This window comes from [Enterobacter] lignolyticus SCF1 (assembly GCF_000164865.1).
GTDB lineage: Bacteria > Pseudomonadota > Gammaproteobacteria > Enterobacterales > Enterobacteriaceae > Enterobacter_B > Enterobacter_B lignolyticus.
In genome coordinates this window covers 172,371-184,732 of sequence record NC_014618.1, presented here as the reverse complement: position 1 = coordinate 184,732, position 12,362 = coordinate 172,371, and the positions used below count along the sequence as shown (strand labels likewise).

The following is a 12,362-nucleotide window of genomic DNA, read 5'->3' as shown; positions in this document are numbered from 1 at the left end:
TACGTTATTTCACACTGCGATTAAGAGAATCCACAAACGTGCGCTGACTCGCAAAATATTGTCCTGTGGCCGCGCGCTGCAGGGTATTAAAATCAGATCGCGGTCATAAATCGTGAAATAAACCAAATATCATAACCAGAAGATAAAAATCTGTAATTGCCAGATTCATCTCGCATGTTAAAAATTTGCTGCGTATACGTCGTGCCAGTTTCTTTTATCGCTCATCTCAACCCTCGATAACCCTACAAAAGGCATTAAGACTATGAAGATAAAGAACCTTTGCCTCACCCTTTGCGCCTCGTCGCTTCTGTTAACCAGCATGGCGGGCATCGCCAAAGAAGTCAAAATCGGCATGGCCATCGATGACCTGCGCCTCGAGCGCTGGCAGAAAGACCGCGATATTTTTGTCAATAAAGCCGAATCGTTAGGCGCAAAAGTATTTGTACAATCGGCTAATGGCAACGAAGAAACACAGATGTCGCAGATTGAAAATATGATCAACCGCGGCGTCGACGTGCTCGTTATTATTCCTTATAACGGCCAGGTATTAAGTAACGTAATTAAAGAGGCCAAACAGGAAGGCATTAAAGTCCTGGCCTATGACCGCATGATTAATAACGCGGATATTGATTTTTATATCTCTTTTGATAACGAAAAAGTCGGTGAAATGCAGGCCCAGAGCCTGGTGAATAAGGTGCCGACGGGCAACTACTTCCTGATGGGCGGCTCGCCGGTGGATAACAACGCCAAAATGTTCCGCGCCGGGCAGATGAAAGTCTTAAAACCGTATATCGACAGCGGCAAAATTAAGGTGGTTGGCGACCAGTGGGCCGACGGCTGGTTACCGGAAAACGCGCTGAAGATTATGGAAAACGCGCTTACGGCGAACAATAACAAAATCGATGCGGTAGTGGCTTCGAACGACGCCACCGCAGGCGGCGCCATTCAGGCGCTGAGCGCGCAGGGGCTGGCGGGCAAAGTGGCGATTTCCGGTCAGGACGCCGACCTGGCAGGCGTGAAGCGCATCATGCAGGGCACGCAGACCATGACGGTCTATAAACCGATTACCCAGCTGGCGACCACGGCGGCGGAAATCGCCGTTGAGCTCGGCAACGGCCAGCAGCCAAAGTCTGACGCCACGCTCAACAACGGCCTGAAAGAGGTGCCCGCCCGCCTGCTGACGCCGATTGAAGTGAATAAGAGCAACATCGACGAGACCGTTATCAAAGACGGTTTCCACAAGAAGAGCGATCTGTAATTGCTGATGCCCCCATCCGGGGGCATCACGGTGTTCCGAAAGATGTGGAGCATGTATGCCTTATCTACTTGAAATGAAGAGCATTACCAAAGCCTTCGGGGCGGTAAAAGCTGTCGATAACGTCAGCCTGCGCCTGAATGCGGGCGAAGTGGTGTCGCTGTGCGGCGAAAATGGCTCCGGGAAATCCACGCTGATGAAGGTGCTGTGCGGCATATACCCGCACGGTACCTTCGACGGCGACATCGTGTTTGCCGGCGAGCCGCTGCGGGCGACCCATATTCGCGATACCGAACGTAAGGGTATCGCCATCATCCACCAGGAGCTGGCGCTGGTTAAGCACTTAACCGTGCTGGAAAATATCTTTCTCGGGGCGGAAATCACCCGTCACGGGGTGCTCGACTACGACCAGATGACCCTGCGCTGTGAGAAGCTGCTGGCGCAGGTCAGCCTGGCGATTTCCCCCAACACCCGCGTCGGCGACCTCGGTCTCGGCCAGCAGCAGCTGGTTGAAATCGCCAAGGCCCTGAACAAGCAGGTGCGTCTGCTGATCCTCGATGAGCCCACAGCCTCGCTGACCGAGCAGGAGACGGCGGTGCTGCTGAATATTATTCGCGACCTGCAGCGCCACGGCATCGCCTGCATTTACATCTCGCACAAGCTCAACGAGGTCAAAGCCATTTCCGATACCATCTGCGTGATTCGCGACGGTCAGCATATCGGCACCCGCGACGCCAGCGGCATGAGCGAAGACGACATCATTACTATGATGGTTGGCCGCGAGCTGACCGCGCTGTACCCCAACGAGCCGCACGAGCACGGCGGGGAGATCCTGCGGGTCGAACATCTGACGGCCTGGCATCCGGTGAACCGACACATTAAGCGGGTTAACGACGTTTCCTTCACCCTCAAACGCGGCGAGATCCTCGGCATCGCGGGGCTGGTCGGCGCCGGGCGAACCGAAGCGGTGCAGTGCCTGTTCGGCGTCTGGCGCGGGCGCTGGGAGGGACAAGTTTTCATCGACGGCATGCCGGTGAAAATCACCAACTGCCAGCAGGCCATCGCCCACGGTATCGCGATGGTGCCGGAAGACCGCAAAAAAGACGGTATCGTCCCGGTGATGGCGGTGGGGAAAAACATCACGCTGGCGGCGCTGGACCAGTTTACCGGCCCGCTCAGCAGCCTGAACGACGCCGCGGAACAGCACTGTATTTTGCAGTCCATCCAGCGCCTTAAGGTCAAAACCTCGTCGCAGGCGCTGGCGATTGGCCGCCTGAGCGGCGGCAACCAGCAAAAGGCCATTCTCGCCCGCTGTCTGCTGCTCAACCCGCGCATTCTGATCCTCGACGAGCCGACGCGCGGTATTGATATCGGCGCGAAATACGAAATCTACAAACTGATTAATCAACTGGTGCAGCAGGGCATCGCGGTGATCGTCATCTCTTCCGAACTTCCGGAAGTGCTTGGCCTGAGCGACCGCGTGCTGGTGATGCACGAAGGTAAACTGAAAGCCAACCTGGTCAACGACAATCTGACCCAAGAGCAGGTGATGGAAGCCGCATTGAGGAGCGAACGTCATGTCGAAAAATACGCCGTCTGAACTGAAGTTCAACGCGCAGGCCCCCGCCGCCTTCGCCGGGCTTAAACACCTTAACCTTCAGGTTTTCGTGATGATTGCCGCCATTATCGCAATCATGCTGTTCTTCACCTGGACCACCGACGGCGCTTACCTGAGCGCGCGCAACGTCTCCAACCTGCTGCGCCAGACCGCCATCACCGGCATTCTGGCCGTCGGCATGGTGTTTGTTATCGTCTCGGCAGAAATCGACCTGTCGGTCGGGTCGATGATGGGCCTGCTCGGCGGCGTAGCGGCGATTTTTGACGTCTGGTTCGGCTGGCCGTTGCCGCTGACGGTCATCGTGACGCTGGCGCTGGGCCTGGTGTTAGGGGCATGGAACGGATGGTGGGTCGCCTATCGTAAGGTGCCGTCGTTTATCGTCACCCTCGCGGGCATGCTGGCGTTTCGCGGCATCCTCATCGGCATCACCAACGGTACAACGGTATCGCCGACCAGCGCCGCCATGTCTCAGATTGGCCAGAGCTATTTACCGGACGGCGTCGGCTTTATCCTCGGCGTGCTGGGGCTGATGCTGTTCGTCGCCTGGCAGTGGCGCGGGCGGATGCGCCGCCAGGCGCTGGGGCTTGAGACGCCCGCCCCAACGGGCGTGGTGGGCCGTCAGTCGTTAACCGCGGTCATCGTGCTGGGCGCCATCTGGATGCTCAACGACTACCGCGGCGTACCAACGCCGGTGCTGCTGCTCGCGCTGCTGCTGCTCGGCGGCATGTTTATGGCCACCCGCACCGCCTTTGGCCGTCGAATCTACGCCATCGGCGGCAACCTTGAGGCCGCGCGCCTGTCGGGGATCAACGTCGAACGCACCAAGCTCGCCGTCTTCGCGATCAACGGCCTGATGGTGGCGATCGCCGGGCTCATCCTGAGCTCGCGCCTTGGCGCTGGCTCGCCGTCGGCGGGGAACATCGCCGAGCTGGACGCCATCGCCGCCTGCGTGATCGGCGGCACCAGCCTGGCAGGCGGGGTCGGCAGCGTCGCCGGCGCGGTGATGGGCGCATTTATTATGGCCTCGCTGGATAACGGCATGGGCATGATGGACGTACCGACCTTCTGGCAGTACATCGTCAAAGGCGCCATTTTGCTGCTGGCTGTCTGGATGGACTCCGCCACAAAACGGCGAGCCTGATCGCGACAACAGGGTTCAGGATGGCGATACTGCACTATCGCCATCCTCAGGAAAAATGCCATGTTTGAGAAGCGTCACCGCATCACGCTGCTGTTTAACGCCAACAAAGCCTATGACCGTCAGGTGGTGGAAGGCGTGGGGGAGTACCTGCAGGCGTCGCAGTCGGAATGGGATATCTTCATTGAAGAGGATTTTCGCGCCCGAATCGAGAACATTAAAGAGTGGCTCGGGGATGGCGTCATTGCTGACTATGACGACCCCGAAATTGAAGCGCTGCTGGCTGACGTGAAGGTGCCTATCATCGGCGTCGGCGGTTCCTACCATCGCCCGGAGCAGTATCCCGCGGTCCACTATATCGCCACCGACAACGCCGCGCTGGTCGAAAGCGCGTTCCTGCATCTCAAGGAGAAAGGCGTGCACCGTTTTGCGTTCTACGGGCTGCCGGTCTCCAGCGGCAAGCGCTGGGCCGTGGAGCGCGAGCACGCGTTTTGCCAGCTGGTCGCCAGGGAGAAATACCGCGGCGTCGTCTATCAGGGGCTGGAAACCGCGCCGGAAAACTGGCAGCACGCGCAAAACCGCCTTGCCGACTGGCTGCAAACGCTGCCGCCGCAGACCGGCATTATCGCCGTCACCGACGCCCGCGCCCGCCATATCCTGCAGGCCTGCGAGCATCTGCATATTCCGGTGCCGGAAAAGCTGTGCGTCATCGGGATCGATAACGAAGAGCTGACGCGCTACCTGTCCCGCGTGGCGCTCTCCTCCGTCGCGCAGGGCACGCGGCAGATGGGCTATCAGGCGGCGAAACTGCTGCACCGCCTGCTGGATGATGAGCCGCTGCCGCTCCAGCGCCTGCTGGTGCCGCCGGTGCGCGTGGTGGAGCGCCGTTCGACCGACTACCGCTCGCTGGACGACCCGGCGGTGATTCAGGCCATGCACTACATCCGCAACAACGCCTGTAAGGGCATCAAAGTGGAGCAGGTGCTGGACGCCGTCGGCATCTCGCGTTCGAATCTGGAAAAGCGCTTTAAGGAAGAGGTGGGAGAAACCATCCACGCGGTGATCCACAGCGAAAAGCTGGAGAAAGCGCGCAGCCTGCTGGTTTCCACGTCGCTGGCGATTAACGAAATCTCGCAGATGTGCGGCTACCCGTCGCTGCAGTATTTCTATTCGGTGTTCAAAAAAGAGTACGACACCACGCCCAGGGAGTACCGGGAACGCTTCGGGGAAGCCCTGCTCTAAAAACAAAAACGCCTTCCGATGGAAGTAATGCCAGTCAGTTAAGCGACTGACTGGCTGTTTTTCTCCAGGTTTTACTGTATTTCTGGGGCCTTTCTTTTACTGTTCGCGGGAAGGCTCTTTCCCTTCTTATCGGTAATTTCACCAACTGTCCCATGCTTTCAAGATCACGCATCAGCTCCGGGATACGACCTGGCGAAGCGCCCTGCAGAGTCATCAGCATTCGCATCACCATTCCACATGATTCTGAGAAGCTTAGCTGATTCGGCCAGTATCCCTTCAGGCTTCCCGCCATTTTAATCATCTGATATCTCACAAGATTATAGGCCAGTAACACTCCCCAGAGCTCCTGTTCTACAAGCTCTGGCTTTTTACTTCTCAGCGTCAGTCTGCTCAGTTGCATCGTCTGTTTTATCTCCCTGTAACCCAGTTCGATTTCCCACCGATGGCCGTACAGGTCTGCCATCTCACCGCCCGGGAAGCGCATTGCATCCGTCATTGACGTCAGCAGATGGCAGACTTTTCCTTTACGAGTGAACGTCAGCAGTCGCGCTGTTATTTCTTCACCCAGCTCCGGCCATTTTTTCCGTGCCTGCGGGCTGGTTTTCAGCGTGACCAGGTGATCGCCTTTACCCAGCTTTCTCTCCTCTTCATACTGTGCTCCCTTTTTCAGCGGGATCATCCAGTGCCGGTGTTCTCCCGCCAGGCTCCAGGCGTTCAGCAGACCCAGCGAGTAATAACCTTTATCCATCAAAGTCAGTGTGTTATCACCTGTCTGAGATATCAGCTGCTCTGCGAGTGCATTTTCGCTCTCTTTCATTGTGCCAAAGGCTGCAGCCGTGAGCAGATGGCTGGTCAGCTCCATCTGGCAGACCATTTTTACCTGCGGATAGAGTCCCGGTTTTCCGCCGTGTGTCTGACGCGGGAAGGCTGTATCATTTTCCGGCGTATCCTGTGTTCGCCAGACCACGCCATCCACGGCCAGCAGCGTCAGGCCGCACCAGTGTGGATGTGCCGTGGCTCCATGCCAGAGTTGTGCGGTTTGGGTGAATACACGGCGAACGGCCTCACTCCCCAGACGCTGGCGGGCCTGAATAACGGCACTGGGGGCGACGAAAGGACGGTCGCCCGGCAGCATGATATCCAGGCGATTAACAATCTGGTGAAGAGGCTCCTTACGCTCAAGCGCCATACCGACAATACACCAGACCATCATTTCCAGCGGCAGGCGGCGCTTGCGCAGGGTGACTGTGCCGGACTCAGCAAGGCAACGTGAGATAAGTTCAGGGTCGAGATAATCCCCTAAAGAAGTCAGTGGGTTACGCAAAGAATCGTAACGGGAAACAAGATCAAGAGCCTGTCCAATGTGCATAAAAAAATCCGGAAACGGGTGAGCATTTCCGGATTCTTACACAGCCACTGGATCGGTCAACCGATCCTTAACTGATCGGCATTACTTCCGATGGAAGGCGTTTTTCAGCGCGCTGGCGATTACATATGCGCCGCAATCAGACGCTGGTTATCCTGATACATACTGAACAGGTAGTTGTTGTAGCTCGACCCGCGCGTTGAATAGCCTTTCAGCTTGTGAATCATCGTGCTGGCGGTCACTTCCTGATCCGTCTTACGCAGCTGCGCGCGGGACTTGCGGAAGGACGCGTAGGCCGGATGGGTATTCAGGTTCACCACGTAGGCTTCGACCGACTCCTTTACAGAAGAGAAGTGCGAATATCCTTTGACCTTGCCCGGACCGTTCTGGCAGCTGCTTTTACCGCATTTCATACCAAAAAGGTTGTTGTTGGTACGCGCCAGTTTGGAGGTGCCCCAGCCGCTTTCTGCTGCGGCCATGGTCGCCACCATGCTGCCAGGGATGATATCCACGCGCTCAAGCAGCGAGTTCCACGGAATTTTACGCGTGTTTCCGGACCAGCTGATCTTATAGCGCTGGGTGATATCCTTCATACGCGCGCGCTCGGTCGGCGACCAGCGGGCATCGTACTGTTTTGACACAAGCCAGTTACGATCGGCGGTAATCGCCGCATTCTGGCTGGTAATATAAGGCATCACTGTCCGGAGAAACGCTTTTTTCCTTGGTGTTCCGGAAGGGTATTGTCGCAAATCAGGAAGTGGACTGCTCTTTACACTATTGCGAGAATACTCTTGTTTACTGCTCACCTTGATACTACTTGTCTTTGTTACCGGGGCTTTATGACTCGATGTTGTCGTGTGCGTCTTTGCCAGCACCTCACCTGAAAATACGCAGGTAAGTAACATGAGTATCGTAGCCCCATATCGTCGAATGGGAGTCGATATCATTAGATCTCCTGGTCGGATGTATACGTTCCAACACTTTAATTAATCTCAAAACTGAGAGCTGAATCTCATATTGTATCAAAAATAGCCCGTTGGCGCACCCAAAGAAATAGTCCAATTCCGAAACTATGTCACGCCTAAATTGCATGTTTCAGCGTAAGCCACTGTAATTACTGGGATGACGGTCACATTTTCTGTGCGTCGCGGGCGGCAATCTCTCCTCCCCCGCTATCCTCCCCACTGCATCCCCGCGATGGAGGAGCTTTTTTGCACAGAATGCTGGCAAACTGCGCAAAAAGCAACCACAGGTGCTCGGGATGAAACGCGCGGCTTTTGCCACCCTCATGCTGCCAGCAATGGCGCTTGCCTCATGGACGTCCTCCGGCTTTCCGGACTTCTCTCCCGCGGGGACAGGTCAATTCATCAGCCAAAAATCGCTGACGAAGGGTACTCGCCCTTTGACAATAAATTTTGACCAGCAGTGCTGGCAGCCGACGTCGGCCATTAAACTCAATGAGATGCTGTCGCTGGAGCCCTGTCGCGGCGAGCCGCCGCAGTGGCGTATTTTTCGCGACGGCGACTATCAGCTGAAAATCGACACCCGCTCGGGTACGCCAACGCTGCTGCTGAGCGTCGCCAGCACCGGGGACAGCGCGCCGCAGACGGTAGCGCGCCAGTGCCCGCGCTGGGACGGAAAACCGCTCACCGTCGCACTGGGGCGAACCTTCCCGGAAGGCAGCCTGGTGCGGGATTTTTACAGCGGGCGCACCGCCCGGGTGCAGGATGGCAACATCACGCTGCAGCCAGCCGCCAACAGCAACGGCCTGCTGCTGCTTGAGCAGGCCGATGTCTCCGGTCCCGCCCCTTTTAGCTGGCATAACGCCACGGTGTACTTCGTACTGACCGACCGCTACGTCAACGGCAACCCGGACAACGACACCGCTTATGGCCGCCACAAAGACGGCATGCAGGAGATTGGCACCTTCCACGGCGGCGACCTGCAGGGGCTGGCCAGCCGGCTCGACTACCTGCAGCAGCTGGGCGTCAACGCACTGTGGATAAGCTCGCCGCTGGAACAAATTCACGGTTGGGTTGGCGGCGGCAGCAACGGCGATTTTCCCCACTATGCCTATCACGGCTATTACCCGATGGACTGGACGCGCCTTGACGCCAATATGGGAACCGAGGCCGATCTGCGCCACCTGGTCGACGAAGCGCACAGACGCGGCATCCGCATCCTGTTCGACGTCGTCATGAACCACACCGGCTACGCCACCCTTGCCGATATGCAGCAGTACCGGTTCGGCGCGCTGTATCTGCAGGGCGACGAGCTGAAAAAGACGCTGGGCGAGCGCTGGGGAGACTGGCGGCCCGGCCCGGGGCAAACCTGGCACAGCTTTAATGATTACATCAACTTCAGTGATAAAGCCGCCTGGGATACATGGTGGGGTAAAGCCTGGATCCGCACCGATATCGGCGATTACGACAGCCCAGGCTTTGACGATCTCACGATGTCGCTGGCGTTTTTACCGGATCTGAAAACTGAATCCACTATCCCTTCCGGCCTGCCGGCGTTTTATCAGCACAAACCGGACACCCGCGCCACCGCCATCGCGGGCTATACGCCACGCGATTATCTGACCCACTGGCTCAGCCATTGGGTTCGGGAATACGGTATCGACGGTTTTCGCATTGATACCGCCAAACACGTCGAACAGGCGGCCTGGCAACAGCTAAAAACCCAGGCCAGCGCCGCGCTGACAGAGTGGAAAAAAGAAAACCCCGGAAAATCCCCGGACGACGGCGCCTTCTGGATGACCGGCGAAGCCTGGGGGCACGGGGTGATGCAAAGCGAGTACTATCGCCACGGCTTCGACGCGATGATCAATTTTGATTACCAGGAGCAGGCGGCAAAAGCCGTCGCGTGCTTTGCGGATATCGACGCCACCTGGCAGCAGATGGCGGAAAAGCTGCAGTCGTTCAACGTCCTGAGCTATCTCTCCTCGCACGACACGCGTCTGTTCCGTGAAGGCGGCAGCGAGGCGGCGGAGCTGCTGCTACTGGCGCCGGGCGCGGTACAGATCTTCTACGGCGATGAGTCCGCCCGTCCGTTTGGTCCCACCGGCTCCGACCCGCTGCAGGGCACGCGCTCGGACATGAACTGGCATGACGTTACCGGCAGCGCGGCCGCACGCGTCGCGCACTGGCAGACGCTGGGGCAGTTTCGCGCCCGCCACCCGGCCATTGGCGCGGGCAGGCAAACCACGCTTTCGCTGCCTCAGGGCTACGGCTTCGTACGCGAGACCGCCGACGATAAGGTGATGGTGGTATGGGCAGGAAAACCGCAGCCCTGAACAACAGCCGCAACCGGCTGGCATGAAACGCCAGCCGGCCTTTTATAAGCAGAATAAATGACCGAAAAGGCGTTCCCCCTTCGATTTGCACCACGCTGGCCACGGGGTTATGGTTAGCCACTTCATCAGTAAGACCAACAGAACACCTGCTATGACATTTTCACTTTTCGGCGACAAATTCACCCGTCATTCCGGGATTACCCGTCTGATGGAAGACCTTAACGACGGCCTGCGCACTCCTGGCGCCATTATGCTCGGCGGCGGCAATCCCGCGCAGATCCCGCAGATGAACGATTACTTCCGGCAGCTGCTGGCAGAGATGCTGGAAAGTGGCAAAGTCACTGACGCGCTGTGCAATTACGATGGCCCGCAGGGGAAGACGGAACTGCTGGCGGCGCTGGCGCAGATGCTGCGTCAGGAACTGGGCTGGGATATTGAGCCACAGAATATTGCGCTAACAAACGGCAGTCAGAGCGCATTTTTCTACTTATTCAATCTGTTCGCCGGACGGCGCGCCGACGGCACCACCCGTAAGGTGCTGTTTCCGCTGGCGCCGGAATACATTGGCTACGCGGATTCCGGGCTGGAAGAGGATCTGTTCGTCTCCGCCCGCCCCAATATCGAGCTGCTGCCTGAAGGCCAGTTTAAATACCACGTCGACTTTGAGCACCTGCGGGTGACGGATGAGACCGGGATGATCTGCGTTTCCCGCCCGACCAACCCGACCGGCAACGTGATCACCGACGATGAGCTGATGAAGCTCGACGCGCTGGCGAACCAGCACGGCATTCCGCTGGTTATCGATAACGCCTACGGCGTGCCCTTCCCGGGCATTATCTTTAGCGAAGCGCGCCCGCTGTGGAACCCGAATATTGTGCTGTGCATGAGCCTGTCCAAGCTTGGCCTGCCGGGCAGCCGCTGCGGGATAATTATCGCCAATGAGAAAATCATCAGCGCCATCAGCAATATGAACGGCATTATCAGCCTTGCGCCTGGCGGCATTGGCCCGGCGATGATGTGCGAAATGATTAAGCGCAACGACCTGCTGCGCCTGTCGGAAACGGTCATCAAACCGTTTTATTATCAGCGGGTGCAGGAAACCATTGCCATTATCCGCCGCTATCTGCCGCAGGAGCGTTGCCTGATCCATAAGCCGGAAGGGGCAATCTTCCTGTGGCTATGGTTTAAAGACCTACCCATCACCACCGAACTGCTCTACCAGCGGCTGAAAAAGCGCGGCGTGCTGATGGTGCCAGGCGACTACTTCTTCCCGGGGCTGGATAAACCCTGGCCGCACACCCATCAGTGCATGCGCATGAACTATGTCCCTGATCCTGAAAAGATTGAGGCAGGCGTCAAAATACTGGCGGAAGAAATCGAAATCGCCTGGAACGTCAATAATCTGCCGTAGCCCCGCCCCGCACTCACCGTGCGCTTAACCGCGCACGGTAAACCCCAGCTCCCGCGAAATCGCATTCGCCGTATCGCAAAGCGGCTTCAGCAGGTTCTTCTCGCCCACCTGCTTGAGACGCGAGGTGGAAAGCGAAATCGAAATCGCGTACGGCACGCGGCCGTGAATATCGAAAACCGGAACGGCGATGCACGAGACGCCCAGCTCGTTCTCTTCCCTATCCATCGCCATATTGCGCTCACGAATTTGCGCCAGCTCGTCGTGCATCGCAGGCAGCCCGGTGATGGTGTTGCGGGTCAGCGGCTGAATCTCATCCGCATGGCTCTGCCAGTAGGCCTGCACATAGTCCTGATGACCGAACGCCAGGTACAGCTTGCCCATCGCCGAACAGTACAGCGGCATATGCTGGCCGATATAGGCGCGAGTGCGCAGCATCCCGGTGGTCGGCTCCAGCTTATAAATCAGAATAGCGTGATCGTCTTCGCGGCTGGAAAAGTTCACGGTCTCTCCCGTCGCCAGGTTCAGCGCCTCAAGATGCGGCGCCGCCACGTGAATGATATTGAGCGATGACAGTGCCTTCTGCCCGACGGCAATAAATTTGGTGGTCAGGCGGTAGCTTCCCGCCGCGGGCGCAGGGGTCACATACCCGCAGGACTGTAGCCCCTGCAGCAGACGGTGGACGGTGCTTTTGTTCAGCCCGGCCAGCCCGGAAAGGTGCGCCAGCGGACAGCCGTTAGGATAATTGCTGAGAATTTCAATCAGCATCAGGCCGCGGAACAAGCTCTGGCTACCGGCAGGCCGCTCTTTGTCCTGCGTCATCTCACTCTCTTTTACGCTCATCGAGCCTCTCTCCTTTTCATCGCGCTCTGATGGTAGCGCAAAGTGTGTTTCAGTTCACGATCTGGACAGAAAAATCACAATGCATTGATTTTAATAGATTTCAAAAAAATCGTCAGCCGTTGCTTTGTCAAAAATTGATCGCTATATTTGAAATCAGATTTCGTATAGTGAAATTTAGAGCTTATGTAATGTTC

At 57.4% G+C, this 12,362-nt stretch carries 9 protein-coding genes; 6 read left to right on the top strand and 3 right to left on the bottom strand.

Features of this window, described 5'->3' with window-relative positions:
- Window positions 1–262: 262 nt before the first annotated feature.
- From xylF to xylR, 4 genes are read left to right on the top strand one after another with little or no spacing between them, the layout of a single operon-like run.
- Entirely contained in the window at window positions 263–1,258 is a 996-nt protein-coding gene (gene xylF, locus ENTCL_RS00885) for a D-xylose ABC transporter substrate-binding protein (protein WP_013364233.1), read from the top strand.
- 55 nt (window positions 1,259–1,313) lie between these two features.
- The gene (locus ENTCL_RS00880) at window positions 1,314–2,855 is read left to right on the top strand and encodes a xylose ABC transporter ATP-binding protein (protein WP_013364232.1); all 1,542 of its coding nucleotides are present in this window, start codon (window positions 1,314–1,316) and stop codon (window positions 2,853–2,855) included.
- Window positions 2,833–4,014, top strand: coding sequence for a xylose ABC transporter permease XylH (xylH, locus tag ENTCL_RS00875; RefSeq protein WP_013364231.1), 1,182 nt, complete (start codon window positions 2,833–2,835; stop codon window positions 4,012–4,014). The genes ENTCL_RS00880 and xylH overlap by 23 nt, the downstream gene beginning before the upstream one ends.
- 60 nt (window positions 4,015–4,074) lie before the next feature.
- The gene (xylR, locus tag ENTCL_RS00870) at window positions 4,075–5,253 is read left to right on the top strand and encodes a D-xylose utilization transcriptional activator XylR (protein ID WP_013364230.1); all 1,179 of its coding nucleotides are present in this window, start codon (window positions 4,075–4,077) and stop codon (window positions 5,251–5,253) included.
- Between the two features lie 34 nt (window positions 5,254–5,287).
- Here the strand turns inward: xylR and ENTCL_RS00865 are convergent, their stop codons facing one another.
- Window positions 5,288–6,622 (bottom strand): IS4 family transposase, encoded by a 1,335-nt coding sequence (locus ENTCL_RS00865; protein ID WP_013364229.1) that lies wholly within the window; start codon window positions 6,620–6,622, stop codon window positions 5,288–5,290.
- Between the two features lie 119 nt (window positions 6,623–6,741).
- Entirely contained in the window at window positions 6,742–7,566 is an 825-nt protein-coding gene (locus tag ENTCL_RS00860; RefSeq protein ID WP_013364228.1) for a protein bax, read from the bottom strand.
- A gap of 314 nt (window positions 7,567–7,880) precedes the next feature.
- Here ENTCL_RS00860 and ENTCL_RS00855 point away from each other — a divergent pair, with 314 nt between their 5' ends.
- Both ENTCL_RS00855 and avtA read left to right on the top strand, forming a co-directional pair.
- On the top strand, window positions 7,881–9,917 hold the full coding sequence (locus ENTCL_RS00855; protein ID WP_013364227.1) for an alpha-amylase: 2,037 nt from the start codon (window positions 7,881–7,883) through the stop codon (window positions 9,915–9,917).
- Window positions 9,918–10,068: 151 nt separating this feature from the next.
- Window positions 10,069–11,328 carry a valine--pyruvate transaminase gene (gene avtA / locus ENTCL_RS00850; RefSeq protein WP_013364226.1) on the top strand — a complete coding sequence of 420 codons (1,260 nt, stop codon included), beginning with the start codon at window positions 10,069–10,071 and terminating at the stop codon, window positions 11,326–11,328.
- A 24-nt stretch (window positions 11,329–11,352) separates the two neighbouring features.
- On the opposite strand, the gene yiaJ is transcribed toward avtA, so the two are convergent.
- Complete coding sequence (yiaJ, locus tag ENTCL_RS00845) at window positions 11,353–12,168, bottom strand: IclR family transcriptional regulator YiaJ (RefSeq protein WP_013364225.1); 816 nt, start codon at window positions 12,166–12,168, stop codon at window positions 11,353–11,355.
- Window positions 12,169–12,362 lie beyond the last annotated feature (194 nt).